This is a genomic window from Aestuariivirga litoralis (assembly GCF_015714715.1).
GTDB classification, from domain to species: domain Bacteria; phylum Pseudomonadota; class Alphaproteobacteria; order Rhizobiales; family Aestuariivirgaceae; genus Aestuariivirga; species Aestuariivirga litoralis_A.
This window is the reverse complement of sequence record NZ_WAHS01000002.1, coordinates 36,460-61,705: the sequence shown is the minus strand read 5'-3', so window position 1 is coordinate 61,705 and position 25,246 is coordinate 36,460. Positions and strand designations below refer to the sequence as shown.

Below are 25,246 nucleotides of genomic sequence, written 5' to 3'. Positions count from 1 at the left end.
TATTGCTGCCGGATTTAAAATCGCTGCGTTCTTCAGCCGGGCTTTGGCCTACGTCTCTTTCCACACCACAGATATCTGTACCGGGCCGAAGCTTGGCGGGAATCTTACCCTCCGTACTTCACGTAACTGGGAAAGCGGGGTTCATTTGAGATGAGCCCCGCTTTTCTCATTCTCCACTTCGTGTGATGCGAGGTGAACAAGGGCGGAGTCGCGCCTCGATCAGCCCGCGACCAGCGGTTCTGGCTGGCCCAGGATGAAGCCCTTGCCATCCAGCTTGTACACATCCGGCCTGAAATTCACCCGGCCATCTTCGGTGGCCCAGGCGGTGAGATACATGAAGCGCACATCGGGCCCCCGGCTGACAGGCAGTTTCTGCGTCTGGCGGCTCTGAATGATCGGGTCCCAATTGGCTTCGTCATAGCCATATTGGCCATTCATCACCCAGGTGATCAGGTTCTTCACCTTGTCCACGCGCACGCAGCCAGAGCTTTCCCAGCGGTTATTGGTGGCAAACAGCTCGCGGTGCGGCGTGTCATGCAGATAGACCATGAACTTGTTGGGGAAGTTGATCTTCACATTGCCCAGCGAATTGATCTCGCCGGATTCCTGTCTGAAGATATAGCGATCGGGTGCTGTATTCTGCCAATCCACGCTGGCCGGATCAATTTCAGGCCCGCCCACGCCATCATAGATGTGGATGTTCATCTGGCGCAAATACGAGCGATCAGCCAGCATTTTCGGAATGATGTCCTTGGCCACGATCGAGGCCGGCGCATTCCAGGTGGGATTGAAAATGATATCGCTCACCCGGCTTTTCAGCGAAGGTGTGGGCCTGTCCAGTTTGCCGACAACCACGTTATGGCGCGAGTAAAGCTGGCCCAGTTCCACCGCTTCAAGCTGTGCGCCGGGAATGTTCACGGCGATGTAGCGTGGGCCCAGATCGCGCATGTGTTCGGCGATGCGCGGGGCATTTTCCTTCAGCGTATAGAGGCGCGCCGGAGCGGAGATGTTCAGCTCCTGCCTGGTGCGCTCGTCGATTTTGCCGGTGGGCAGGGCGCCGTGATTATATTGGAAAGCCTTGATCGCGGCGATCAAGTCAATGTTCCATGCACCTGAATCGGCACTGACGAGGCTGTCAAATTGCAGATAGCCCTCACGCACCAAGCGCTGGCGTAGCAGGCGGATGGTGGCGGGCTTGGCCGTCTTGTCATACTTGGCCGGGGCAAGAATTGGCCAGCCGCCGCCGGCCACGATATCTTCATACTGGCCGATGGCGCCCTGCAGGGCCGTGTAGGAGCCCAATGTGAGCATGGGCGCCTGGCCTTGCCCCACGAGAATTTCAGTTTTGGTGGAAAGCTTGCCCTGCATCGCGATGCGCGGTGCAATCGACGTAATCGAGCCAATGTTGGCGGGATCTTCAGCCAGCGCGCGCGTTGCAGACAATGAAAATGGCAGCGCAGCGGCAAGTTGCAACAGCTGGCGGCGGCTCATAATGGACTTCGACACGGTGTTCCCCTCGACCGGCCCAGATTGGGCGATCATGGTGAATATTCCCTTACTGCGGAGAGAAGCGCGCGGGGATTACGCCGCGCTGACGGCGCTTTCTGCGGCTTCTTCAAGCAGTGGCACATTTGCCTCTTCACCAGCGGCGCGGCGCACAACTACGATGCGGCTGTGGGCCGGCTGCTCTTCCTGGGCTTGTGCTTCGGCGGCCGGTGCCGCTTCAACTTCAGCCACGGGTTCTAGGGCGGGCACGTGTGCCACTGCCGAGAGCTTATGGATCACCAACTTGGCACCGCGGGCACCGGCCTCACGCATGGGCTCGGCAGGGGCCGTCGCAACAGCTTCCATTGCGGGTGCGGCTTCGAAGATCGCTTCATCGGGCTGGAACAGATTGGACATGGCCGGCGCCGATGCGCTTTCAGGCGCTACTATCTGGACCTGCGAATTGAATTCGCGGTCGAGATCTTGCACCAGGCTCAGAGCGCGAGCGATGCCCTGGCCTTCCGCCGGCTGGCTTGCAAATGCGGTTTTGGCCTGGGAGGCCAGACGTGCAAAAAGCTGTGCTTCGGTGGAAAGGTTGCCTGGCTTGTTTTCAATCTGGGCAATGTCGCGGCGCGCCTGGGCAATGGCTTCGCGCGCCTTTTTCACAAGATGGGCATCCTGATCGTTTTGGGCGAAATATTCGATGCGCTCTTCGAGGCGGCCAATCGCATCCATGATGCGGTTCATGTTGCCGTTGCGCAGGCGGTTTTCAAAACCTTCGAGAAACCAGCGGCCGCGTGCGGTATCTTTCACCGCCTCCAGAATGTCATCGAACGACAGCGCGGAATCCTGGACAGCATTACTCATAGACAACTCCACAAACTCAACAGACTTGCAAACGGCACAGGGGCCGGTTGCGTCCTTTATCGTGGAAAGTGGTGAATCTTTGGTTTAGTTTCTGTGACAAGGGTGATTTGCCTAGGCAATTGGCTCTGCTTTTCAATCGCTTATTCTTTTTCCTTGATGCTCCTTTCTGGCCAATCTGGGCCAATCGCCGGGGCAATTTTCGAATTCATGACCGCTCGCCACTTCGGATTGCGCTTTTCCCTTGCCTACGCCCTGATGATGACGGGCAGCGGCATCCAGCTTCCCTTCCTGCCGCTTTGGCTGCAGGCGCAAGGGTTGAGCTTGGCGCAGATCTCCGCTGTTGTGGCTGCGATGACGGCGATGCGGGTGATCGGGGCGCCGCTGTTTGCAGCAATTGCCGACATGACCGGGCGGCGCTTCCTGGTGATCCGCAGCTGTGCCATTGCCGCCGTGCTGGCCTACGGCACGCTCTCGCAGATGCAGGGCTATCCGATGATCATGGGCGTGGCGCTGGCCGCCGCGTTGTTTTTTGCACCGGTGTTTCCTTTGGTGGAGGGGTTCAGCGTTGATACGGCCTCGCGCGTCGGCCTTGATTATGGTCGCTTGCGCCTTTGGGCCAGTCTCAGCTTTCTGGCCGGCAGTTTGATTTCGGGGGCGTTGCTCACCGTGCTGTCGGCCAAGGACACGATGATGCTGATTACTGCGGCGCAGATGCTGACAGTGGTGGCCACGTTGTTGTTGCCGCCGGAGCCGCCGAAACCTGCACATCATCTGGATGTGGCTGCGATGCAATTCGGGCCGGCGCTGAGATTCCTGTTCGCCTCGCGCTTCACGGTTTTCCTGGTGGCCGCCAGCCTTTCGAACAGCAGCCATGGCATGCTCTACTCAGTGAGCAGCGTTTACTGGGACAGCCTAGGCTTCAGCAGTTTTGGCATCGGCGCGCTGTGGGCCTTCGGTATTTTCACCGAAGTGACGCTGTTCTTCCTGTCGAAACGGCTGATCACACATTTGCCGGTGCAGCATCTTCTCTGCATCGGATTGCTTGGCGCCACGGTGCGCTGGGTGGGCATGGCTTATGCCACCAACTATTACCTGATCGCTGCGCTGATGGCTTTCCATGGAATCTCATTCGCCACGGCGCATCTGTCGCTGATGCACTTCATCCGGCTCAATGTGCCGAGCAATCTGCGCAACACTGCGCAAGGGCTTTATACGGCTTTTGCGTCCGGGCTTTTGCTGTCAGGCGTCACCTGGGCTTCGGGCCCGCTCTATGCACGCTATGGTGGGGAAGCGTTCCTGTTCACTGCGGCCATCGCCTTGGTGGGATTGGTGGTGGCGCTATTCAATCTGGTCTGGCTTAGCCCCACAGAGCGGTTACAGGGGCTTGCATCACACCCTTCGCGTAGCTGATCGCAGGCTCACGGTCTTTCTTCATCCAGAGCGGGCCGTCGAGATCCACATAGTCGGCTAGTTGTGCGACGAGAAAAGCTGGAGCCATGGCGAGTGATGTGGCCAGCATGCAGCCCACCATGATCTTGAAATCCTGCGCGCGCGCGGCCTTTGCCATTTCAAGTGCGCCAGTCAATCCACCGGTCTTATCGAGCTTGATGTTGACCGCATCGTATTTGCCTTTGAGTTCGGCCAGCGAGGCCGCGTCATGCGCGCTTTCGTCGGCGCAGATGAGCGTGCTGCGTTTAATGTGTTTGAGCGCGTCATCCTTGCCTTGTGGCAAGGGTTGCTCGACCAGTTCAACATCGGCTTTCGCGCAGTGCGCCAGCATGTCTGCGAGGGTGCTTTCATCCCAGCCTTCGTTGGCATCGACGATCAGGCGCGCGCTTGGCACAGCGGCGCGGATGGCGGCGAGGCGTTCGGAGTCGCCATTACGGCCCAGCTTGAGTTTGAGTAGGGGATAGTGAGCGGCTTTCAGCGCAGCGGCGGCCATTGCTTCGGGTGTGTCTAGGCTGATGGTGAAGGCAGTGACTTGTGGTTTCAGCCCACTCAAACCGGCCAGTTTCCAGGCGGGAACCTGCTGCGTCTTGGCTTCCAAGTCCCACAGCGCGCAATCCAACGCGTTCAGGACGGCCTTGGGCAAATTTAGAGCGGGCAAAGACTCGCGGGTGATGCCTGTTTCGATCTTAGCGCTGGCAGCCTCGAGTGCCGCAAGGCATTGCGGCACGGTTTCATTGTAACGCGGGTAGGGCACGCCCTCGCCCTGGCCCTTGAAGCCATTCCGCTCCAGTTGCACCGCCACCACATCAGCGGCGGTTTTTGAACCACGCGAAATGGTGAAGGTGCCGGCAATCGGAAAGCTTTCCGCGCCGAAGGAGAGGCGAAGCAAACTCTAGCTCTGGCTTGGCAGGCGGCCCGCCGCTTCCGCCAGCATGACATAGACGCGGCCCTGTTCAGAGGCCAAGACCTCTTCCATCACGGCGTCACTGCCATCGGCATCGGAGATCGTATCGAGCAGCTTTTCAAACAGGCGGTTGTAAGCCTGAATGCGGCTGCGGAGCAGGCGCTCATCAGCGTAACGCTCCTCGAGCGACTTGATCATCTTGCGGCTGCGCACTTCGTAAAGGCGCGTGGCATAGACGCTCTTGTCGGCAGCGTAGCGGCGCTCGAGATCGCGCGGCAATTGGCCTTCGATCGATTCAACCACGTCACGTGCCGCGATGTTCAGCTTGGCGGTGAAGCCATCGACATCCTTGGCCAGTGAATTGGCCTTGCGCTCGGAAAGGCGCGGGGCTTCTCGTGCCAAGTTGGATGCACGCGAAGATGTGGCTGCCGGCGCCGAAACCATTTCAGTCTTGGCCGGGCCCGTACCAGTGCGCGAGGAGACAAAGCCGGGGCTGGAATAGTCCAGGCTCACGCTCTGCTTGCGCACAACATCAGCCAGCTGGTTCAGGGCGCTGATCTGGTCAGCAACCACGCGACGCATATTGTCGGCGTTATTGCGGGTTTCTTCCGGCAGGTCGATCACGGCGCGCTTCAATTCATCGCGGGCGCTATCGATGTCCTTCACCACCTGCTGGGCGGTGATGCGCATATCCTGCGCGGTCTGCTGGAAGTCGGCGGCGGTGGAGGCCAGCATTTCGTTCATGCTGGTCAGCGCGCGTTCTTGCTGCTCGCGCAGGGCGCGGGCGGCCTGAACCACTTGGCTCGACGAGCTGCTCTCGAGGCGCTGCAGTTCTTCCTCAAGGTGGGCGAGGGCTGCAGTGCTCTGGTCCGACACGATCTGGCTGATATGCTTGGCGCGGGTTTCCGCGGTTTCCATATTGTTATCGATGATGGTCATGTAATCCGACATGGCCTTGTCCACGGCGGTGGCGCGGCGGTTGGCATCATTCACCAGGCTGTCGAGCATGTCGCGGCGCGAGGTCAACGTCTGTTCGATTTCGCTGTTGAACTTGTCGATCGACTTTTCAACCAGCGAAGACACATCGTCCAGGCGTTCAGAAATGCGCGAGCTGGCCACTTCGAGCTTGCCGGTCAATTGTGTGGCCACGTTCTCGAGGCGTGTATCGATATCAGCTGCAGCACTTGCCAGCTGGCCTGCCAACAGGTTGTTGGTGTTGGTCACATGGTGGCCAAACTTGTCTGCGGCTTCATCCAGCTTGCCGGATGAGGTATCGGCAGAGGCAGTGAATTCATGGATGGCACGGTCAATGCGGCCCACCAGCATGCCGGTTTCCTGCTCGAAGCGGCCGGAAATCTGCAGTGTGGTTTCGCCCAAGCCTTCGGCGAAGGCGTCGCGCGCCTTGCCCAGATCCGTGAAGATCTGGCTGGAGCTTTCGTCCAGCAGATCAGCGAAGCGGCGGCCCTGGCCGTCCATCCGCTGGGAAATGTTGAGCGTGACACTCTCAAGATGGTCACGCGCGTCATCGAAGCGCTTGCCCAGCTCAGCAGCCGAGCCACTCAGACGCGCAAACATCGACTGGCTGGCGTCGTCGATCTTGTTGGTGGCGGTAATGGCCGCCCCATTGAGCGTGTCGATGGTTTCGGCCGCACGTTCGGCGAAGGATTTGGTGATCGTGTCGGAGGCGTTTTCCAACTGCTCGGTGAGCATCTTCGAGTTCTGGCTGAACAGGGCGTCCAGCTCGATGGTTGCCTGTTCCATGTGGTTGCCCAGACGGGCTTCCGTCACGGTGAGCAGGCTGCCCAGGCTGGCAGTGGATTGATCCAGCTTGGAGCTCAGCGACGAGGTCACACTGGCCATGTGGCTGGTGGTCGCGTCAGAGGTCGCGCGCAGCTTGTCGGTAATGCTGGACGACGTCACGATCAAGCGGTCATTCACGCCCGACGAGATCGCATTCAACTGGCCCAAAAGGCTGTCGGCAGTTTCAACCAGGCGGTTGTTCGAAGCATCAATGGTGATCAGGAGTTTTTCGTTCACTTCCGAAGACATGCTGCCCAACTGGCCGAGCAGAGTTTCTGCCGTTTCGGACATGCGGCCATTCGAGGCCGTGACGGTTGAAAGCAGCTTTTCGTTGATTTCGCCTGAAAGCGATCCGAGATTGTCCAGCACAGTATCTGCCGTATCGCGCAGGCGGCCATGGACCGCACCTGCAGTTTCTTCCAACTTGGAGGTCAGATCGCCGGTGGCTTCCACGAAGCTCGACATCAGGTTTGTTTGCGTGCCTTCCATCTTGTGCACGAAATCGCTGGAGACGGAGAGCAGGCGGTCAGTGACGGAGCCACCGGAGCTTTCAATCGTCTGGGCCAGCGCGATGCCGGAATCCTGCATCTGGCGACTGACGATTTCAGACGTGTCCTTCAAATGGGCCGCAATGGTGCCACTGGTGGACACCAGCAGGTCATTCACATTGTTACCGATCAGCTGCAGGTCCTTCGAAAGCTGCTGCGAAGTCTGGCCGAGGCCCATGACCACGGCACTCGCCGAACTATCAAGGCGCTCAGTGGCATCTCCAAGGGCGCGCGCATATTTGTCAGATACTTGCTGGATCGAACCCATGAAGCCGTTGCCCGAGGCACTGAGCTGCGTCACCAGATTCTGCGAATGGTTCTCGATTCCAGCCATCAACTGGCCGCCGGAATTGAGGAAACGCTCGTTAAAACGCATGGCGGAGTCTTCAAGGTCGCCAAGCAGTTTCACGGATGATTGGTCAACCGAGCCAACAACGCCGGAAATGGTCGCCGACAAATCGCTATGCGAGGATGCGAGGCGGTCCGAGCTCTGCTGCAGAAGCTGCACCAGGTTCTGTTCCATGTCGCGCACTTCGGTGCCGAATTTGCGGGTTTCGGTGCCAAGACTCGAGGCGGTGAAAGTCAGGCCCTGGATGTTTTCCTGCAATTGGCCGGCAAAGCCGCGGAAGTCGCTGACCAGCATGGTGGACATGCGTTCAAACTGCTGGGCGTGGTTGCCGATCTCGGCACCCGTCTGCGAGGCGCGCTGCGAAACGGTTTCAATGGTGTTAGCGAGTTCAGCGGTTGAACCTTTCAGACCATCTTCAAGGCGGCCAAAGGTGGAAAGGGCAAGCGTTACCACTTCATTCAGGTTGTGAGTATTGGATTCGAGGCGCTGCAGCATCGGCTGCGCGTCTGCACTCACCATGGTGGAAGTTTGCTGCAAGGCGACGCGCTGGTTTTCAAGGCCGTGCACCAGATTGCGGATGCGGTCTTCATTGGAGCCGAAGGCGCGTTCGACGGCGGCAATTTCCTTGTGGACGATTTCCTCGAGTGCCGAGGCGCGCTGCACAGCGTGTTCCACACCACCGACCAGAAGATCAACTTCCTGGCGCACGGCCTGGGCAATGGTGGACAGGCCGTCGGCGGCAAGATCCTGCGGGCGGATCAGGCGCATAGCCTGATGCATCAGCACTTCTGAGACCTGACGCAGCTGTTGGGCGCGCCAAAGGAAATAGGCAATGGTGGTCATGCCGAAGACAGGCAGCACCAGCAGGGCAATGGCTTGAAGGAACTCGGTCTGCGAAATGGTGCGGGTGCCGGTCAGGGCATCCTTGTATATCCACAGGCAACCCAAGGCCCATACCATCGAAACAAGCAGCGAAACCCAGATCACGTCATAAGACGGGCGGCGGCGCAGGCGGCCCAGCATCATGGCGGTGGCAGGATCATTTTCGTTGGCAGGGCGCGAGCGCAGCGCCGGCTGAAGGTCACCTTCGGCCCGGCTTTCAGCTTCCAAAGCCGGTGCAACAGGTTGGCGCCGATTGTCGCTTGGTTGTCTTGCCATTAGTCACGCACCCTTCAAACTGGCCTTACAACAAGGCCTTCGGATCCATAAGCCGAACCTCTAAATTTGCGGTGGTTGCGAAACACAACACACAAACGAGAGGGGCCCTCCGGCTCCGGATTCCAATATTCAACATAGCCGATTTTAGCCCCGGCATGAACCCCGAAACCCAAATCCACCCACAGCTATTGAATGTTTGGTTAACTCCATGGAGCGAATTGAATCGACTCGGAAAATCGGTTGTTTACGAATTTGGATTATGACTGTGGCTTGTTCTGGGCACAGATCCAGACGGTGGAAAACAGGAAGCGGAACAAGGCGATGGAAAATCTGGAGCAGATGAAAAAGGGCGCTGTGCTGGTTTTTGACCGGCAGGTTCTGATGCATCAAACCTCGGAAGACCAGGCGCTCGCGCAAGAAGTGCTCGGTTTGTTTTTCAAGCACCTGAACCGATTGGAATCATCTGATTGGCAAGAGCTGCAATTGCCTTTTGAAATGCACACCCTGCGTGGCGCCGCCGCGTCAGTCGGTGCTGTCCAGATCGAGGATTTGAGTGGCCATTGGCGCACGCTCGGCGAACGGCTGGAAACCCAGCTGCGCCAAGCCGCCAAGGCGTTCCGCGCCGCCGCCGAGACGTTTTAACCCAAGCCTTTTAATCCAGTGTTTCAAACCACATATGCGCTGCATTGTGGTGCTGTTGCCTTTCTGCGGGGCTTCTCTTAAAGCACTGCCGGAGAACTGGATCTTATATGGCAAAAATCACTTTCATTCAGCATGATGGCAAGGAAATCTCGGTCAACGGCGTGCCCGGCATGACGGTGATGGAAACCGCAGTCAAAAACCAGGTGCAAGGCATTGATGCCGATTGCGGCGGGGCCTGCGCCTGCGCCACCTGCCACGTTTATGTGGAGCCGGAATGGGTGGAGAAAACCGGCAGCCGCAATCCGATGGAAGCCGACATGCTGGATTTTGCTTTCGATGTGAAAGACAATTCGCGCCTGTCCTGCCAGATCAAAGTGACGGATGCGCTTGATGGTCTGCGCGTGAAGGTTCCGGAAAAGCAGTTCTAATTCTGCTGCGGCACCAGCTTGGCGAGAAGAGCACCTGCCGCCATGGCGATCACAAACACAATGCTCTGCCATTGGCCATAGACCAGTGAAGCAAGGGCAGGGCCCGGACAAAATCCGGTGATGCCCCAGCCCAGGCCAAACAGGGCTGAGCCGCCGACCAGTTTGAGATCAATGTCCTTCGCCGTTGGAAGATGGAAGCGATCTTCAAAAAGTGGACGCTTGCGCTTCAGCACGAAGCGATAGCCGATCAATGCGGTGAGCAAACCGCCGCCCATCACGAAGATCAGCGTGGGATCGAAGTTTCCGGTGAGATCAAGGAAATTCAGAATCTTGGCGGGGTTCACCATCCCGGAAACCGCAAGGCCGACACCGAAGAGCACACCAGAGATCAGAACCGAGAGACGCATCATCATGGTTCAGCCTCCCAACACATGACGGGTGATGAAGACGGTGATGATGGCTACAACCATGAAGGTGCAAGTGGCCACCAGCGAGCGCATTGAAAACCGCGCCAGGCCACAGATGCCGTGGCCTGACGTGCAGCCATGGGCCAACGCAGTTCCAAATCCCACCAGCACGCCGCCGATCACCAATGCGGGAAGGCCGACGAAGGACAGGTTCTGCGCATTGGCCGCATGGGGGCCTGCCACATATGCGCCGATTAACAGGCCCGCGATGAAAATGGCGCGCCACGCGCTGTCATCGGTGAAATTCAAGGTTAGCAATTTGCGGAAAATGCCCGAACAGCCGGCGATGCGGCCTGCACTTGCCAAAAGCAGCACGGCCGACAGTCCGATCAGAATGCCGCCGGCAAGACCGGCTCCAGGTGTGTAAAGTGTGACGTTCATTTGCAACTCGCTTGCTTAGCGGGCGACTGCACGCTTGAGGCTGACTGGAGCGTAGTTGTAAAGCCGACGCAGGGTCGGACGCAACAGGCTGATATAGAGCCTGCCGTAAACCGAACCGCGCGCGGTGAGCGGATAATAATAATCATTCACCGGCTCAGCGCTGTTGGCCCAGGATTCCTTGTAGGCATCGTTGGGTGAAAGCAGGTCAAAGGACGTCAAGCCCTCCTGGAATGTGCGGCGCTGGTTCAATTCAAAATGCAGGCGGCCGGGCGATTGATCCTTCACGGCATTGCGGCGCGCAATAATGTAGCAGTAGTGCGTTTTGCCATAGCGCAGGCCAATTTCCCAACACACGGAATTGCCGTTGACGCTGAGCTGCGTGAGATCAATCTTCACGTCGCCTTGGTCGCGGTGGCCCAGGGTCTTCAACAATTCATCATGGCGCTTCTCGGAGATCACGGCGCTGACGAGGCCGTTGCTTTCAAGCCAGTCGCGCTTTTCAGACAGTGCGAGATCCAGCACTTCGTCCCAACGAGGCCCGGGTTCCAGGGTTTCGAATTTCACTTCGCCGATTTTTTCCAACTTGCCGCGCACATGCTTGCGGTGCTTCCTCTGCTGGCGTGTCAGGCGGCCTTCATAGCTCTCGGCATCCGGATAGATTGAATAATCCATCCACGGGGCCTTTTCGTAAAGCTTGCCATCAAAGAATCTCGACATCGCATAGGGATAAAAGACACTGCTCTTGCGCACATGGCGCAAGTGCAAAAGGTCGTAATTGCCCTGACGTTTCATCATCGCAACCGCGCTGTCCAGCCACATGCTGGCATCTTCGCCGGCTTGGCATAGAACATCGCCATATTGCGCCATCGGATAGGTCAGCCAGACCAGACGTGAAATGCCGGGACGGTGGGCCTTTTGCCAAGGTGCGATGAAAACAACTTCGTCGCCGCGGTAACCTACAACAACGCTCAGCTCAACACGGCTTTCGGGACAGGCGAAAACTTCGCACCAATGCGAAACCCAATCAAAGCTCTGGAAGACCGTGGGACGCACGGCACTGGTTTGCTCCAGCGTGCGCCAGGCGGGAGCTAGGCGAGCGAGACTCTGCAACGTGGTGACGTGAATCAGCCTGCAGCCCTTGGGCAGCTTGCCCTTCGGCCAAAGCTGTTCCTGTTCATGCAAGCTCCAAAACTCCACCCCCATGCGGCTCTCCCGCTTTTGTCATAGCGGAAGCCCGTGTTTTAGGGCGCGTCGCGTTATGGAATGCTTAATTGCTTGGCGGGATGGCCTCAACCTGCGGTTCCGGCTGCGCGCCTTCAAAACCGGCCAGTTCCTTGATCAGTGAGGCCAAAGTGGCCCTTTTCGAGGCCGTGCTGGCGATCGGGCGGCACACATCGGTGGCGGCCAGGCCGATGCGAGAAGTGAGGATGCCGTTCACCGCACCTTCGCCAAAGCGTGCCGAAAGTTTGCCCAGCAGGCCCTTGCCGACAAACAGATGGATGAAATTATCGGATAGCGCCAGACCGGCGGTGACGGCCAGATGCGTTGCCACCAGCCGTGCCAATCGCAAGGTGGCGAAGAACGAAGGCCGACTGCCATAGAGTGCTGCGATCTCGCGGATCATGAACAAATTTTGCGTGCCGACGAGCAGCACATCAAGGGCGGCCGTGGGGGCAATAGTGGTGAGCAGCGTGACTTTGCGGGAACGTCTGGCGATGATGCGATGCGCCGCCTCATCCAGCGGTTCCAACAGGATGCGCTCGGCCAGACGCATCGCGGCGGGCGGGTCGATAATGTCGCCCTCATGCTCGGCCCACGATTTCAGCGGCCAGGCCATGCTGGAATGGCTGCGGTACAGGCTCTTGAGTTCTGCTGCCACATGCTTGGCTGCGGCTTCATCATTCTGGTTGATGGCGCGGGCCGAAGCGATCTGGATGTGCTCGATGCGGCGCAGGCGCATGATGCCCCAGATTTCGCGCAGCACGATCATCAGCAAGGCCAGCCCCGCCAGCGAGAACAGTGCGACTGAAACCCAGCCCAAAGTGAGGGACCAGGTGAAGAAGCTTTCGATCATCTGACTGGCGGTGAAGCTGAGCCACAGGCCGAGGATCGCCACCAGGCTGCCGATCAGCAGAGAACCCCAGCCCCAGCGGCGCTTGGCGGCATTGGCTTGCGCCATAGGCGCTTCGACCAGCGTATGTTCCTCCACCAGCGGGGTGAATTCAATGTGAGGCGCTTTCGGTTTTGCGGCTTCCTTCGGAATGGTGAACGCTTCCGGCCTTCGAATTTTCTCAGTCATGGAAAGCGGTCTCCGAGCAGGAATTCAACCGCACGGTCGAGGCGGATATGGGGGAAGGTTTCGCCGGTCAAAAGTGGCGGACGGAATTTCACGAATTGCAATGCGCCCTCGCTCAAACCCTGCAAGGCGGCTTGCGGATGCAGCGGCAGATCGCCAGGGAAAATGGCAGCTTCGGTTGCGCCATCGAAAACTTCGCTGCCAATCTTCTCGCCCTTCTCGGGCGTGCCTGCAATGCAGGGCAGTTCTTCGCCTTTGCGTGTGACCGTGGCTTCGCGCGTGGCGCGAATGGCGGAGAGCGCCAGCGCATCATAGGTGGCACCGCTGAATTCGGCCTTCTGGGCGGCCTCGCTTGCCAGCAGGCGCAGAATGGACTGTAGGCGGTCATGGCTGGTGTGATGCAGCAGGTCAGCTTTGGTGGCGGCGAACAGAACCTTGTCGATGCGCTTGCCGAAGACGTTGGAGACGATATCGTTTGAACCCAGCCGGAACGAGGCCAAGATATCGGTGAGGGCGCTGCGCAAATCGCCTACGGCGTGAACACCGGCATTGAGCGCTGACATCACATCAACAAGAACAATCTGCCGATTGAGCCTGGCGAAATGGCCGAAGTAAAACGGCTTCACCACATGCGAGACATAGGATTGGTAACGCCGCTCCATCAGCGCGCCGAGTGTGCCTGATTCAAAACTTTGATCCGGCGTCACATCGAGCGGTGCGAAGGAGAGTAGGGGCGAACCTTCCAGATCGCCCGGCATCAGAAAACGCCCCGGCGGCAGGCTGGACAGCGAGGCTTGCCGGTTGCGGCACGAGGCGAGATAGGTGGTGAAAAGCTCGGCCGCCTTCACCGCCTGCAGTTCATCCGCGCGTGCATCAGTTTGCAGTGTGGAAAGATGCGCGTGCCAGTTCTTCGCCAGCTCAAGCCGTGGGGACTTGCGGCTCAAGGCGACGACAGAGGCCGACCATTGCGCGTAGGTTTGTTGCATCAAGGGTAGGTCCAGCAGCCATTCGCCGGGATAATCCACAATATCGACATGCAGCTTGCCGGAAGAGAAGTTGCGCGCGAAGAAACTCTCGGGCGCATATTCAATCGTCAGGCGCAGTTGGCTGATCTGGCGTGTGCTTTCGGGCCAATGGCGGTTCTCGCCGGTCAATGCCTCAAGATGTTTTTCATAAGCAAAGCGCGGCAGGTCATCATTGGGCTGTGGCTCCAGATAGGCGCGCAGGATGCGGCCTTCGCTCTGGGTTTCAAAAACCGGAAGCCGTGCTTGTTTCAGCAAGGCGTGAACCAGAGCGGTGATGAAAACGGTTTTGCCGGCGCGTGAAAGCCCGGTGACCCCAAGGCGAAGGGACGGCGAGGTGAGGCCCGTGGCGAAATCAGCAAGGCCGCCAGCAGCAATACGGCTGGTGTCTATCACACTGGTCCAACTCAAAGGCGTTCTCCTCTCCAGCCGCAATAGATGGAGCGAAGTGCCCTGAAATTCAAGGATTTCAGGCTTTGCCGATGTCCTTCAGGTCGAAAGGCGTGGTCTGATAGACCTCGTTGATCCAGTTGCCAAACAGCAGATGTGCATGGGCGCGCCAGCGATTTTCTGGCAGCTTCGCCGGATCATCGCCGGGGAAATAATGCGCCGGCTTGTTGATGGCTTTCTTGGCCTCCACATCGCGGCGATATTCTTCACCCAAACTATCAGTGTCATATTCAATGTGGTTGAACATGAGCAGCTGGCGGTTCTTCGGGTCGTTGATCAGGCACAGGCCGATCTCATCGGACTCGAGCAAAATATCCAGGCCCTGCTTGGGCAAGTCAGCGTGGCGCACATCGGTCCAGCGCGAGACGGGCATGGAGAAGTCATCCGAGAAGCCGCGCAGATAGGGAGAGGCCGGATTTAGGTTGCGATGTGCGTAGATGCCGAAGGCTTTCTGCGGCAGCGGATATTTTGGCACGCCGTGGAAATGGTGGATCGCGGCCTGTGCGGCCCAGCAGATATTGAAGGTGGAATGGACGTGGGATTTCGCCCATTCGTAAATCTGCGTCAGCTCGGTCCAGTAATTCACATCTTCAAAGGGCAGCAATTCCACCGGCGCGCCGGTGATGATCAGCCCGTCGAAATACTGGTCCTTCAGATCAGCCCAAGGCTGATAGAAGGCGAGCATGTGCTCAGCCGAAGTGTTCTTCGGCGTGTGGCTGCCGGTGGTGATCAAGGTCATCTCCACCTGCAGCGGCGATGCACCGATCAACCGCGCAAACTGCGTCTCGGTCTTGATCTTGTTGGGCATCAGGTTGAGCAGGCCGATGCGCAACGGGCGGATGTCCTGCCGGTTGGCGGTGGCCTCGGTCATGACATTGACGCCCTCCTTTTCGAGGACTTTGCGGGCGGGCAGATTGTTGGGAATGCGGATGGGCATTGAACTATGCCTTGTCGATGGTGCGGACGATGAGCTTGGCGAAATCGTCTTCATTGGCCACTTTGGGCACTTCGCTCATCGGGATCGTGTAGCCGAAATTGTCAGCGATCTTGCGGTACAGGGGGATGCGGTGATGGATCAGCTGTTCAAAGCCCCAGACGGCAAAGCCATTGGGGTCCACATCGGCCTCGGCCTGCAGCCCGTTCAGCAATTTATACTCGTCCCATTTCTGGTCGAGGAAGGCTGGCTGGTAATACATCGGCTTCGGGTTTTTGCGGAAACGGTCAATCAGCATCTTGGCGTGTTCAGGTGTGCCTTCGATGTAGAGCAGCAGTGTGTTGTCAGCCAGCGCGCGCAGCACCGGGTCTTCGGCATTGTCAGGGTCCACAACTTCGCAGAGCGAGCCGCCTGAATCACAGATGAAATTCTGGTAGCCATAGACATCATTGGCGCGATCGATGAAGGCCGGCACGTCATGAAGCGCCTGGATTTCCGCCACGCGGTGCTGTCCCTGGCGCTTCTTGTATTCGGCGAAGGTAATGCCGCCCTTGGCCTCACTGCCGGGCTTGCCAAGATAGGTAGACAGCGGCGAGAGATTGTCGAAGGTGATGTTGGAGCGGATGTAAATCGAGTCCGACCGCAGCAGGTCACGCAAGAACGGATTGTGCATCGCCTCGCGTTTGAAATTGTCGGCAATGTGCTCGTCCATATATTTCGTGCCGATGCGGTAATCGACCGAATACTGGAACCAGTTTTCCTTCTGCAGCAGGGCAGCCAGCGTGGTTTTGCCCACGCCCGACATGCCCATAACCGTCACCGATTTTGAGGGAAGGGAAAGGAAGTCCTGGCCGGATTTGAAGCGCATGGCAGCCCTTTAGCCAGTTGCTACAGGGGTGACAAGGATCAGAAATCTTTCGTCAGGCGGAAATCCAGCGCGTGGCTGTCAAAGTCATAAAGCGAGATATTGCTGAAATTCCGCTGGTAAGTGTAGTTCAGCGCCGGCGCAAAGCCGAACCAGTTCCAGTCGCGCTTGGTGAGGGTGAGCGCGCCTGTGAGAAGTGTGTCTTGTCTGGTGGACAGGGTGAAAGGGTTTTCGGCATCGAAGATCGCAAAGCGGGCTGTGCCCTGGCCCTGCAGCGTAATGCCGTGCTGCATTTCCTTGTAGAAACCCGCACCTACAGTGAGGTCCTGATAGGAGTTGAAATCCAGTTGCTGGCTAACATTCTCGTAGCCCCCGATCATCGCCACGTTGGCGCTGGCGTCAAGAGCATGGGTCAACACAGCAGAGACTGTCAGAGCGGTGCCATTGGAGGTGGGGTTGTTCTGATAGGTGCGCCATTCATAAGTGGCGCTGCCGGACAATTGATCGCGCGGTGAGAAGCGGCGCAGGAAAGAGACGCGCGGACCGTAGGAATTATAGGTCAAGTTCACGCCTTCGGGGTCGATGCCTTCAGAAGCGATGGCGCCGAAACCGACAAAGCCATTGGGACCTACGCGGCGGATTTCTGCTGATTGGCTGAGGCCCAAAGTCGCGGTGCGCAGTTGCGGATAGTACGTGGTTGAGGCGCTTGCCGCCAACACCGCCTGAAAATGCGGAGACAGCATCTTGGCATAGCCCACATTGCCGCCTGCGCTGATGCCGATGCCGCTTTGCTTCTGGCTGGCCTTGGAAATCGAACCGGTGGAATCCACGCCATTGGTGCCGCCGAAACCTGGGCTGTACACAGTATCATGCGATGAGCCCTGGTTGATATTGGTGCTGGGGCTCAGCGAGACAAAGCCGGAGAAGGTCAACGGATGGCTGGCATCAATACGGTCGATGAAGGAGCGGATGCCGGCGCGCTGGTTCGGATCATCCATCTCGCCTTCCAGCAATTGCAAATGGTGCTTGGCGCTGCCCGTCTCATTCATGCGGGCCAGAACCATGGCCAGCTCAGCGCGCACCAAAGTGGCCTGTGGATCGCTGGCCAGCACGGCGCGGAACTTGGCGGCGGCAGCGGGCAATTGGCCGCGCTTTTCATAGATCGCGCCTTCAATGAACAGCGTTCGGTTCTGGGCCTTGGGGCCCTGCAACGGAAAGCGATGCAGCATTTCCTCGGCCGCATCGAGAAAGCCAGCCTGCACCAGCTTGATCAGGATATGGGTGCGCTGGTCTTCATTGGCAGCCTGGAAGACTGCAATATCATTGGGCTGAATTTGCGGGCTGGCATTTGCAGGCGTGGCAGACGCGATGAGATGCAGGCCCAGCAAAGCGGAAAGAGCGCAAATCCATTTGCGCCCCTTAAACCCATTTTGCAGTCCGGCCCTGGCCCCCAAAGCGTCTCCTTACGGTGCTGTGCCGTGGAAGATGCCGCTCATCGACAGATAGCCGCGGCGATCATCATTGATGGCCTTTTTGCCATCGCTGGGTTCGGGGTAGGTGGCGTCAACAGCGAAGGCGCCGGTCACTTCCTTGGCGCCAGCGCCGAAGAAGCCGCCATACATCGGATTGGTCGTGTCCGAGGTGATCCAGCCATCGGTGCTGTCAAGCGTGGCCGTTCCGGTGATCTGGTTGGGCTTCAACGTGTCGGTGGTGCTGGTGGTGATCGTGCCCGCCAACTTAACTGTGCTGTCCATGAAGCCTGCATGGTTCTGCCAGTTGGAATAGTTGGCAGCGCCGGTTAAGGTGTTGGGATCACAAGCGTTGACGCCGAAATAGCAATCGCCGGTGGCGCTGTTGGCGAGCGCCTGGTCCACGTCAATCGTTTCGAGAGCCTGGGATTCATTGCGGGCTTCCCAGAATTTCGGCGTGAGTGTTCCAGAGAAGGCGCCGGAACCGAAATTGGCAGTGAGTGCACTGTCACCCAATACGCGCCAGTCATTGTCGCGTGACATGGTTTTGCCATTGCTGATCGAGAGCTGGTTCGGGTCCCACTGGGTGGTGTGCGGCACGTCAACGAAGTTGGCGCTCTTCGCGGTGGCAGTGAATTTGCCGGTATAGTTCACCGTGCCGGAAGTGGGCATGCTGGCAGTAGGTGTGTAATTGCCGCCGAAAGACCAGGCCTGATGCTGCGGGTCGGTGCCGCTGGCCGTCACGTCACGGTATTGGGTGGCGTAGCTATCGTTCCATGTCCAGAGTTGTAGCTCCTCGTCATACACGTTCTTCTGATAGGCGCGGTAGAGCTTGTAATCGCCCTGCAAACCGGTGCCGCCCGTGCCGTTCACGCATTTTCCGGGGTTAGAGGTATCGACCCCGCCATCCAACTCGCAAGTGCCATATTCGCTGTAAGCCATGGTCTTGGCCACCGGCCAGGCACTGTTGGTTGAGGTGTTGGTGTTGAACTGGATCTTGGTATTGGCCGTCTGGTTGGCGGTGAGGTGGTTGAGCGGAGAATCGAGCAACCTTGACAGGCCGGGCTTTGCGCCCACGATGGATTTGACGATAGAGCCTTCCAGGATCAGCGTTGTGTCACCGGTGGTGAAATTGGTATTGTTGCCGGTGTTCTGGGTGGTGGCTGTTGTTGTGCCGGTCCCCGTTGTGGTGGTCGTGGTGGGAGTGGTCGGGTTGTTGGTGGTACTGGTGCTTCCGCAATTCACCGAAACACTTGACGTGGTGCAGCCGAGGCTTCCCGAGGTAAGGTTCTGATAGGTATCACTCACGCAGCCCGACAAGGCCGTGGCGCCAAGCACCAAACTCAATCCAAACAAAATACGCATGTTACTCTCACACAATCGGCAGGCTTCCATAGGATGCCGTGCTTGTGATAATTTTACGTTAAGCTTAACAGGATCATATTTCCGCAATGGTACAGCCTCTTAACCTTTCATCAATCTGGTATGAGGCGACTGCAAAGCGTGGCGCGCTGGATGAATTGCCGGATGGTCGCAGCTTTGATGTTTGCGTGATCGGCGGCGGGCTTGCCGGACTGACCACTGCATTGGAACTCGCGAAGACCGGGCGCTCTGTGTTGTTACTCGAGGCCCACCTCATTGGCTCGGGCGCTTCGGGCCGCAATGGCGGATTTGTGTCGAGCGGCTTCGCGCTCGGATATTCCGATCTCGTTCGCAAGCTGGGGCGCGAGGATGCGCGTGCGCTTTATGGCCTTTCCCAGCGCGGCACGGAATATATGCGAGGCACCATTGCCACCCACCAGCCCGATATCAAAATGGGTGATGGCTGGATGGTGGCACTGCGCCACAATCCGCGCGGCATGGAAGAATATGCTGAAACCATGCGCCACGAGTTGGGCGAACCGGTCAGCTTCCTGCCGCCTGAAGTGCTGCGCGAGAAGCTGGTGAGTGCGCGCTATCATGGTGCGCTGCACAATCCTTCGGCCTTTCACATTCACCCGCTGCGCTATGTGCTGTTGCTGGCCGCGTTGGCGCGCAGAGCCGGTGCGATGATCGTGGAAAATTGTGCTGCCAGCCGCATTGAAAAGCAGGGAGCCGGATTTGCCATTCACACGCCGCGTGGGACAGTCAGCGCCCAGCATGTGGTGCATTGCGTGTCGTCCCTGGGGCGCAGTCTCAACAACCCAGTGCACAAGGCGGTGCTTCCGGTGGCCACCTATATCGCGGTGACGGAGCCTCTGGTGCAGGACGCGATTCGCACCCATGCCGCTATTGCCGATACAAGGCGGGCAGGGGATTACTACCGCCTGATCGATGAAGGCCGCATTCTCTGGGGTGGGCGGATCACCACGCGGGTGTCTGAGCCTTCACGGTTGGCAGAGCGCATGAAGGGCGACATGCTTTCGGTCTATCCGCAACTGGGCAATCCGCGGATCGATTACGCTTGGGCTGGGCTGATGGGCTATGCGGTGCATAAAATGCCGATCATCGGGCGCGGCGCGGATGGCCAGTGGCATGCCACGGCTTTTGGTGGGCATGGGCTCAATACCACGGCCATGGCGGGGATTCTGCTGGCCCGCGCGATTGCTGATGGGGACGAAGAATACCGGCGGTTTAAGCCCTTTGGCCCAGCTTTCACCTTCGGTCCGCTTGGCCGGGTGGGTGTCCAGGCGAGCTACTGGTGGATGCAGGTTCGAGACAAATATGACGAATCGCGCGCCTGACTGGGAGCGGAACTCAATATAATTGCAAGTATTGTAGGTGAGATGGGTCGTCGCTATAAGCGCCCAAAATTCACCGGCTTCCTGGAGATACTTTATGTCTGACGTTCTTGAGAAAGACTATGTTCCTTCGGAGAAGGAACCGTTCATGAATGACAAGCAACTGGCTTATTTCAAGACCAAACTGCTGAACTGGAAAGACGACATCCTGCGCGAAAGCAAGGAGACGATTGGGCATCTGCAGGAGGAAAACCACATTCTCCCTGATGCGGCCGACCGCGCCTCTTCGGAAACGGACCGCTCGCTCGAATTGCGGGCCCGTGACCGCCAGCGCAAGTTGATCTCCAAAATCGATTCCGCTTTGAAACGTATCGAAGATGGTTCCTACGGCTATTGTGAAGAGACCGGCGAGCCGATCAGCCTCAAGCGCCTCGATGCCCGCCCGATCGCCACGCTTTCCATCGAAGCCCAAGAGCGCCACGAAAAACGCGAGCGGGTTTACCGTGACGAATAAAAATCCCAACCCGCTTCGGCGGGTTTTCTTTTGGGTGCACCTTTAAACGAACAGCTCCACCCGTTTAAACGTGGTCACGTCAATCAGGCCCTTGTCGCTGATGCGCAGTTCAGGGATCACCACCAGCGCCAGCAGCGTATGTTGCATATAGGCGTTGTGGAGATTGCAGCCGCATTCCTGCATGGCGGCTACCAGTTTCTCGGCCTTGGCGGCGACGATCTCGGCAGGCTCATCCGACATCAGGCCGGCGATGGGCAGTTCAACCAAAGCCAGTTCCTTGCCTTCGCTGAAGATGACCACGCCGCCGCCCACCTGGCGCAGGCGGTTGGCAGCCATTGCCATGTCCGTCTTGCTGGTGCCCACCACGATGATGTGATGGCTGTCATGGGCGACACTCGACGCCATGCCGCATGGCTTGGTGTAACCAAAGCCTGAGACGAAGGCATTGACCACACCGCCGGTGGCCGCGTGGCGTTCCACGATGGCGATCTGGCACACATCGGCCTTGGCATCCATGGCGACGAGGCCGGAATTGACCTGCAGCTCGGCCACGAATTGCCCTGTGGGTGCCTGGTTCTCGATCACCTTGATGACGCGCGCCTTCACCTGGTTGGCGCCGGATGGGGCCGTGATGTCAAAATCAGCCGCCGTCACATCGCGTTTCATGTTGACGGTGTTCTTGGCCTTGGGCGGATAGGTGAAAGCCGGGAAAGTGGCGGTGAGTTTGCCATTCTCGGCGATTACTTCGCCATGCGCCATGACCAGTTCAACGGGCAGGGTGATCAGGTCAGAAGTCAGCACCACATCGGCGCGGCGGCCCGGTGTGATCGAGCCCAATTCGCGCTCCAGCCCGAAATGGCTGGCAGTGTTGAGCGTGGCCATTTGAATCGCCGTGATGGGCTTCAACCCTTGTGCAATCGCGTGGCGCAGCACGCGGTTCATATGGCCTTCATTCACCAGCGTACCGGAATGGCAGTCATCGGTGCAGAGGATGAAATTGCGCGGGTCGATGCCTTGTTCAGTCACGGCCTTGATTTGCGTGGCCACATCGTACCAGGCCGAGCCCAAACGCAACATGGCGCGCATGCCCTGGCGCACGCGGGTAATGGCGTCGATGGCGCGCGTGCCTTCATGATCATCGGCGGGGCCGCCCGCCACATAGGCGGCAAAGGGCGGGCCGAGATCGGGCGAGGCATAGTGCCCGCCCACGGTTTTGCCGGCGCGTTGGGTGGCGGCAATTTCCGCCAGCATCTTGGCATCGCCATTGATCACGCCAGGGAAGTTCATCATTTCGCCGAGGCCGATAATGCCTGGCCATTGCATGGCTTCTGCCACATCTTCAGGCGTGATGGTAGCGCCGGGCGTTTCCAGGCCGGGGGCAGAGGGCACGCAGCTTGGCATCTGCACGAAAATATTCAGGGGCAGGCCGATGGCCTCATCATGCATCAACCGCACGCCTTCGAGGCCCAGCACATTGGCGATTTCATGCGGGTCGATGAACATCGAGGTTGTGCCATGCGGGGCCACGGCGCGGGCAAATTGGGTGACCGTGAGCATGCCGCTTTCGACATGCATATGCCCATCGCAGAATCCGGGACAGGCATAGCGGCCCGCCGCATCGATGATCTTGGTCTTGGGGCCAGTGCAGTGTTTGGCATCGGGGCCGACATAGGCGAAGCGGCCGCGGGCGATGGCGATCTGTGTATCCGGAATGATTTCGCCGGAATGGACATTCACCCATTTGGCATTGGTGATCACCGTGTCAGCGGTTTTGCGGCCTGCGGCCACAGCGACAAGATCAGCCGCGCAATCGGGCCAAGAAGGAAGTTTGCTCATGCGGCACCGTTGAGAATCTTTGAGGCTTCATCAAACAGCGCTTGGCTGGACGCTGCGAGGATATTGCCACCCTTGGATTCGTCCTTGCCATCCCAACAACCTATAATGCCACCTGCGCCACGGATGATCGGGATCAGGGCCGCGATGTCATAGATCTGCAAGCCTGCATCGAGCGCCAGATCGAGATGCCCGGCGGCGAGCAGGGAAAAGAAATAAGCATCGCCGCCATAGCGCATCAGCTGCACGGATTTGCGTAAGCGCTCAAATTCCGCAGCGTTCGTCTTGTGGAGTTCTGGCGCGGTGGTCCCTGCCAACACCTGCTGCAGCGGCTTGTTGGCAGCGCAGGTTATCTTGCTGATGGCACCATGATGATCGAGCCATGCGCCGTCCGGATTGCCGTAGAACATGTCGCCCACATAGGGCTGGTTCATCACGCCGATGATGGGCTCACCGTCGCGGTAAAGTCCGATCAGCGTAGCCCAGACGGGAAGGCCGATGACGAAGGCGCGCGTGCCGTCGATCGGGTCGAGCACCCAAGTATAAGGTGAGCTGCCGGTCTTGGTGCCGAATTCCTCGCCGATGATGCCGTGGGTTGGATAATGCTTCTCAATCAGCGCACGGATGGCGCGTTCGGCGGATTTGTCGCCCTCAGTCACTGGGTCCCAGCCGGTGCCTAATTTGTTGTCGATTCTCAAAGGCTGCCGAAAATGCGGCAGGATCGCTTCCCCGGCGGCGTGGGCGAGGTCTTTGGCGAAGGCGGTAAGTGTTTGAATTTCGGTATTTTGCTGCATGCTCGACGGTCATTGAGGCTGATTATTGTGCAATGCAGCAAGATGAAGGCGGCATTGCATGTGGCGCATATCGTTTTTAAGTTCTTGTTTGGGAAGTCATTTGTGCCTGAAACTGCTCATTCGTGAGCGTATTTGAAAGAAGCTGACGGAATTTAGCGATCATTTCACTTGAATTCTTTGTCCCAAAGGTCAAATGTTGCTTTGCGAGATGACGGGTTTCGATCCTCTCTCGTAGCCCTTCTTGGGCGTTTCCTCCCTAGACTTGGGCCTGTGCATTGCACAGGCCCCTTTTTTTGCCCGGACCGCTATTCTGCGGCCTTCAAAGCGGTTTGCTCCACCCGGAAATCATCCATCAGTTTGCTGAGTTCGCGCGCCAGGCGGTCAAAGATCGGTTTGAGGGCGATGAAATTGGGTAGCAGTTCCAGTGTGTGCTCGTTGAGATAGAGGCCGCGGTTGATCTCGATCTGCAGCGCGTGGCGGTTATGTTGCGGTGCACCGTGAACCTCGGTGATGAAGCCGCCGGCATAGGGCCTGTTACGCACCACATGCAAACCTCGGCTGGTCAGGAACTCCTCCACCAGGGTGGTGATCTCGGCGGCACAAGCCGAACCGAAGCGATCACCCAACACCACATCCACTGCGCGCGAAGTGCCGGCACTGGGGCGGGCAGCACTGGATGGCATCGAATGGCAATCGACCAGCAGCACTGTGCCGGTTGCCGTATGCACTTCATCGAGCAGCGCTTTCAGCTGGCGGTGATAGGGTTTGTAGAAATTCTCGATGCGGGCCAGCGCGTCCGCCAGCATCAGCCGGCCGCGGTAGATTTCATGGCCATCGCCCACCAGCCGGGGGATGGTGCCGAAGCCCGCCGCCACCCGTGATGAGCCGGGATTCATGTAACCGGGTAAAGTTTCAAAAAAAAGTCTCTGGTCAAGCTCATAGGGCTCGCGGTTGAGGTCCAGATAGGCCCGCGAGGCCAGTGCGCGCAGCATGGGTGCACCGGCAGCGAGGCAGCCGGAAAACAGGGCGTCGACATGGCTGTCCTCGGACTGGCGCAAATCCCTGGCGTTCAACCGAGTCTTGGAAACGAAATCATCCGGCATCACGCTGCCAGAATGCGGGCTGTCAAAGACAATGGCGGATTGCCATCTGGCCGGCGCAAGCAATTCAAACAAATGTTCAGTCATCAATGCGTGGACCCGCTTCGAAGCACCACTATGCGCGGGGGAAAGAACCTTGTCCATATGGGCGGGCTTCACCTGGTGTTTACCTGCGGCGCCTAGATTCCACCTGCTTAACTCTAGTCCGCAAGGCGTCTTGACGATTCCGGGGCGGGCGGACCAAAAGGATGCATGGTGAAAATCTTACTGGCCGAAGATGATGATGATCTGCGCCGCTTTCTGGTGAAAGCGCTGGAGAAGGCTGGCCATCGCGTCACATCCTTTGCCGAGGGTGCTTCGGCCTATGAAGAGGTCAAGCACAAGAATTTCGACCTGCTGCTCACTGATATTGTGATGCCGGAAATGGACGGAATTGAGTTGGCCAGGCGCGCCTCCGAGCTTGATCCTTCCATGAAGATCATGTTCATCACCGGCTTTGCCGCCGTGGCGCTGAACCCGGATTCGCAGGCGCCGAAAGACGCCAAGGTTCTTTCCAAACCCTTCCATCTGCGTGACCTGGTGGATGAAGTGAACCGGCTGATGGCGGCCTGAACCGCCTTTTCAGCTTCTCACTTTCCGTGCTTGCAAGTGCCGCACTTGGCCGATATACGGCCCACACCGCAAGTCCTCGTGGGCGGTTAGCTCAGCGGTAGAGCATTACCTTGACATGGTAAGGGTCACAGGTTCGATCCCTGTACCGCCCACCATTTT

General features: G+C 58.4%; 22 protein-coding genes and 1 tRNA gene. 7 read left to right on the top strand and 16 right to left on the bottom strand.

The window, feature by feature from the left end; genetic code table 11:
- Positions 1 to 219: 219 nt before the first annotated feature.
- Both F8B91_RS11925 and F8B91_RS11920 read right to left on the bottom strand, forming a co-directional pair.
- The gene (locus F8B91_RS11925; RefSeq protein ID WP_196504058.1) at positions 220 to 1,506 is read right to left on the bottom strand and encodes a L,D-transpeptidase family protein; all 1,287 of its coding nucleotides are present in this window, start codon (positions 1,504 to 1,506) and stop codon (positions 220 to 222) included.
- 75 nt (positions 1,507 to 1,581) lie between these two features.
- Positions 1,582 to 2,352: a hypothetical protein gene (locus tag F8B91_RS11920; RefSeq protein ID WP_196504057.1), complete on the bottom strand. Its 771-nt coding sequence runs from the start codon at positions 2,350 to 2,352 to the stop codon at positions 1,582 to 1,584.
- Between the two features lie 207 nt (positions 2,353 to 2,559).
- On the opposite strand from F8B91_RS11920, the gene F8B91_RS11915 reads away from it, so the two are divergent.
- Positions 2,560 to 3,762: an MFS transporter gene (locus tag F8B91_RS11915; RefSeq protein ID WP_196504056.1), complete on the top strand. Its 1,203-nt coding sequence runs from the start codon at positions 2,560 to 2,562 to the stop codon at positions 3,760 to 3,762.
- Here F8B91_RS11915 and dgcA read toward each other — a convergent pair.
- Together dgcA and F8B91_RS11905 are read right to left on the bottom strand one after the other, a co-directional pair.
- Positions 3,710 to 4,690 carry an N-acetyl-D-Glu racemase DgcA gene (gene dgcA / locus F8B91_RS11910; RefSeq protein ID WP_196504055.1) on the bottom strand — a complete coding sequence of 327 codons (981 nt, stop codon included), beginning with the start codon at positions 4,688 to 4,690 and terminating at the stop codon, positions 3,710 to 3,712. The two genes, F8B91_RS11915 and dgcA, sit on opposite strands and share 53 nt — an antisense overlap.
- A 3-nt stretch (positions 4,691 to 4,693) precedes the next feature.
- Positions 4,694 to 8,560, bottom strand: a complete 3,867-nt coding sequence (locus F8B91_RS11905; protein ID WP_196504054.1) for a hypothetical protein — start codon at positions 8,558 to 8,560, stop codon at positions 4,694 to 4,696.
- A gap of 240 nt (positions 8,561 to 8,800) precedes the next feature.
- Between F8B91_RS11905 and F8B91_RS11900 the strand changes: the two genes are divergently transcribed.
- Both F8B91_RS11900 and F8B91_RS11895 read left to right on the top strand, forming a co-directional pair.
- Positions 8,801 to 9,202: an Hpt domain-containing protein gene (locus tag F8B91_RS11900; protein WP_210324389.1), complete on the top strand. Its 402-nt coding sequence runs from the start codon at positions 8,801 to 8,803 to the stop codon at positions 9,200 to 9,202.
- A 107-nt stretch (positions 9,203 to 9,309) separates the two neighbouring features.
- Positions 9,310 to 9,630: a 2Fe-2S iron-sulfur cluster-binding protein gene (locus F8B91_RS11895; protein WP_196504052.1), complete on the top strand. Its 321-nt coding sequence runs from the start codon at positions 9,310 to 9,312 to the stop codon at positions 9,628 to 9,630.
- On the opposite strand, the gene F8B91_RS11890 is transcribed toward F8B91_RS11895, so the two are convergent.
- From F8B91_RS11890 to F8B91_RS11850, 9 genes are all read right to left on the bottom strand, one after another.
- Positions 9,627 to 10,043 (bottom strand): YeeE/YedE family protein, encoded by a 417-nt coding sequence (locus tag F8B91_RS11890; RefSeq protein WP_196504051.1) that lies wholly within the window; start codon positions 10,041 to 10,043, stop codon positions 9,627 to 9,629. The genes F8B91_RS11895 and F8B91_RS11890 overlap by 4 nt on opposite strands.
- Positions 10,044 to 10,046: 3 nt before the next feature.
- Entirely contained in the window at positions 10,047 to 10,478 is a 432-nt protein-coding gene (locus F8B91_RS11885) for a YeeE/YedE family protein (RefSeq protein ID WP_196504050.1), read from the bottom strand.
- Between the two features lie 15 nt (positions 10,479 to 10,493).
- A complete protein-coding gene (locus tag F8B91_RS11880) occupies positions 10,494 to 11,681 on the bottom strand; it encodes a GNAT family N-acetyltransferase (protein WP_196504049.1) in 1,188 nt (395 codons plus the stop codon).
- 64 nt (positions 11,682 to 11,745) lie between these two features.
- On the bottom strand, positions 11,746 to 12,777 hold the full coding sequence (locus tag F8B91_RS11875; protein WP_196504048.1) for a YcjF family protein: 1,032 nt from the start codon (positions 12,775 to 12,777) through the stop codon (positions 11,746 to 11,748).
- A complete protein-coding gene (locus F8B91_RS11870; protein WP_196504047.1) occupies positions 12,774 to 14,207 on the bottom strand; it encodes a YcjX family protein in 1,434 nt (477 codons plus the stop codon). The genes F8B91_RS11875 and F8B91_RS11870 overlap by 4 nt, the downstream gene beginning before the upstream one ends.
- 58 nt (positions 14,208 to 14,265) lie before the next feature.
- On the bottom strand, positions 14,266 to 15,183 hold the full coding sequence (locus F8B91_RS11865; protein ID WP_196504046.1) for a homoserine O-succinyltransferase: 918 nt from the start codon (positions 15,181 to 15,183) through the stop codon (positions 14,266 to 14,268).
- 4 nt (positions 15,184 to 15,187) lie between these two features.
- Positions 15,188 to 16,048: an ATPase gene (locus tag F8B91_RS11860; RefSeq protein WP_196504045.1), complete on the bottom strand. Its 861-nt coding sequence runs from the start codon at positions 16,046 to 16,048 to the stop codon at positions 15,188 to 15,190.
- Positions 16,049 to 16,086: 38 nt separating this feature from the next.
- Positions 16,087 to 17,499: a surface lipoprotein assembly modifier gene (locus F8B91_RS11855; RefSeq protein ID WP_196504044.1), complete on the bottom strand. Its 1,413-nt coding sequence runs from the start codon at positions 17,497 to 17,499 to the stop codon at positions 16,087 to 16,089.
- A 9-nt stretch (positions 17,500 to 17,508) separates the two neighbouring features.
- Positions 17,509 to 18,879 (bottom strand): hypothetical protein, encoded by a 1,371-nt coding sequence (locus F8B91_RS11850; protein WP_196504043.1) that lies wholly within the window; start codon positions 18,877 to 18,879, stop codon positions 17,509 to 17,511.
- 86 nt (positions 18,880 to 18,965) lie between these two features.
- Between F8B91_RS11850 and F8B91_RS11845 the strand changes: the two genes are divergently transcribed.
- Positions 18,966 to 20,237 (top strand): NAD(P)/FAD-dependent oxidoreductase, encoded by a 1,272-nt coding sequence (locus F8B91_RS11845; protein ID WP_196504042.1) that lies wholly within the window; start codon positions 18,966 to 18,968, stop codon positions 20,235 to 20,237.
- A gap of 94 nt (positions 20,238 to 20,331) precedes the next feature.
- Complete coding sequence (gene dksA / locus F8B91_RS11840) at positions 20,332 to 20,748, top strand: RNA polymerase-binding protein DksA (protein ID WP_196504041.1); 417 nt, start codon at positions 20,332 to 20,334, stop codon at positions 20,746 to 20,748.
- A 42-nt stretch (positions 20,749 to 20,790) separates the two neighbouring features.
- Here the strand turns inward: dksA and ade are convergent, their stop codons facing one another.
- The 3 genes from ade to F8B91_RS11825 form a co-directional block, all read right to left on the bottom strand.
- Positions 20,791 to 22,584, bottom strand: coding sequence for an adenine deaminase (gene ade / locus F8B91_RS11835; protein WP_196504040.1), 1,794 nt, complete (start codon positions 22,582 to 22,584; stop codon positions 20,791 to 20,793).
- Positions 22,581 to 23,375, bottom strand: a complete 795-nt coding sequence (gene hisN, locus F8B91_RS11830) for a histidinol-phosphatase (RefSeq protein ID WP_196504039.1) — start codon at positions 23,373 to 23,375, stop codon at positions 22,581 to 22,583. Before hisN ends, ade begins: the two co-directional genes overlap by 4 nt.
- A 305-nt stretch (positions 23,376 to 23,680) precedes the next feature.
- The gene (locus tag F8B91_RS11825) at positions 23,681 to 24,562 is read right to left on the bottom strand and encodes an N-formylglutamate amidohydrolase (protein ID WP_196504038.1); all 882 of its coding nucleotides are present in this window, start codon (positions 24,560 to 24,562) and stop codon (positions 23,681 to 23,683) included.
- Between the two features lie 165 nt (positions 24,563 to 24,727).
- Here F8B91_RS11825 and cpdR point away from each other — a divergent pair, with 165 nt between their 5' ends.
- A complete protein-coding gene (gene cpdR / locus F8B91_RS11820) occupies positions 24,728 to 25,087 on the top strand; it encodes a cell cycle two-component system response regulator CpdR (protein ID WP_196504037.1) in 360 nt (119 codons plus the stop codon).
- Between the two features lie 80 nt (positions 25,088 to 25,167).
- A tRNA-Val gene (locus tag F8B91_RS11815) sits at positions 25,168 to 25,242 on the top strand.
- Positions 25,243 to 25,246 lie beyond the last annotated feature (4 nt).

Coding starts and splice junctions, on each gene's coding strand:
- F8B91_RS11920 (WP_196504057.1), bottom strand. CDS start 2,352: ATGAGTAATGCTGTCCAGGATTCCGCGCTGTCGTTCGATGACATTCTG.
- F8B91_RS11915 (WP_196504056.1), top strand. CDS start 2,560: ATGACCGCTCGCCACTTCGGATTGCGCTTTTCCCTTGCCTACGCCCTG.
- F8B91_RS11905 (WP_196504054.1), bottom strand. CDS start 8,560: ATGGCAAGACAACCAAGCGACAATCGGCGCCAACCTGTTGCACCGGCT.
- F8B91_RS11895 (WP_196504052.1), top strand. CDS start 9,310: ATGGCAAAAATCACTTTCATTCAGCATGATGGCAAGGAAATCTCGGTC.
- F8B91_RS11890 (WP_196504051.1), bottom strand. CDS start 10,043: ATGATGATGCGTCTCTCGGTTCTGATCTCTGGTGTGCTCTTCGGTGTC.
- F8B91_RS11885 (WP_196504050.1), bottom strand. CDS start 10,478: ATGAACGTCACACTTTACACACCTGGAGCCGGTCTTGCCGGCGGCATT.
- F8B91_RS11880 (WP_196504049.1), bottom strand. CDS start 11,681: ATGGGGGTGGAGTTTTGGAGCTTGCATGAACAGGAACAGCTTTGGCCG.
- F8B91_RS11875 (WP_196504048.1), bottom strand. CDS start 12,777: ATGACTGAGAAAATTCGAAGGCCGGAAGCGTTCACCATTCCGAAGGAA.
- F8B91_RS11865 (WP_196504046.1), bottom strand. CDS start 15,183: ATGCCCATCCGCATTCCCAACAATCTGCCCGCCCGCAAAGTCCTCGAA.
- F8B91_RS11860 (WP_196504045.1), bottom strand. CDS start 16,048: ATGCGCTTCAAATCCGGCCAGGACTTCCTTTCCCTTCCCTCAAAATCG.
- F8B91_RS11850 (WP_196504043.1), bottom strand. CDS start 18,879: ATGCGTATTTTGTTTGGATTGAGTTTGGTGCTTGGCGCCACGGCCTTG.
- F8B91_RS11845 (WP_196504042.1), top strand. CDS start 18,966: ATGGTACAGCCTCTTAACCTTTCATCAATCTGGTATGAGGCGACTGCA.
- dksA (WP_196504041.1), top strand. CDS start 20,332: ATGTCTGACGTTCTTGAGAAAGACTATGTTCCTTCGGAGAAGGAACCG.
- ade (WP_196504040.1), bottom strand. CDS start 22,584: ATGAGCAAACTTCCTTCTTGGCCCGATTGCGCGGCTGATCTTGTCGCT.
- hisN (WP_196504039.1), bottom strand. CDS start 23,375: ATGCAGCAAAATACCGAAATTCAAACACTTACCGCCTTCGCCAAAGAC.
- F8B91_RS11825 (WP_196504038.1), bottom strand. CDS start 24,562: ATGACTGAACATTTGTTTGAATTGCTTGCGCCGGCCAGATGGCAATCC.
- cpdR (WP_196504037.1), top strand. CDS start 24,728: ATGGTGAAAATCTTACTGGCCGAAGATGATGATGATCTGCGCCGCTTT.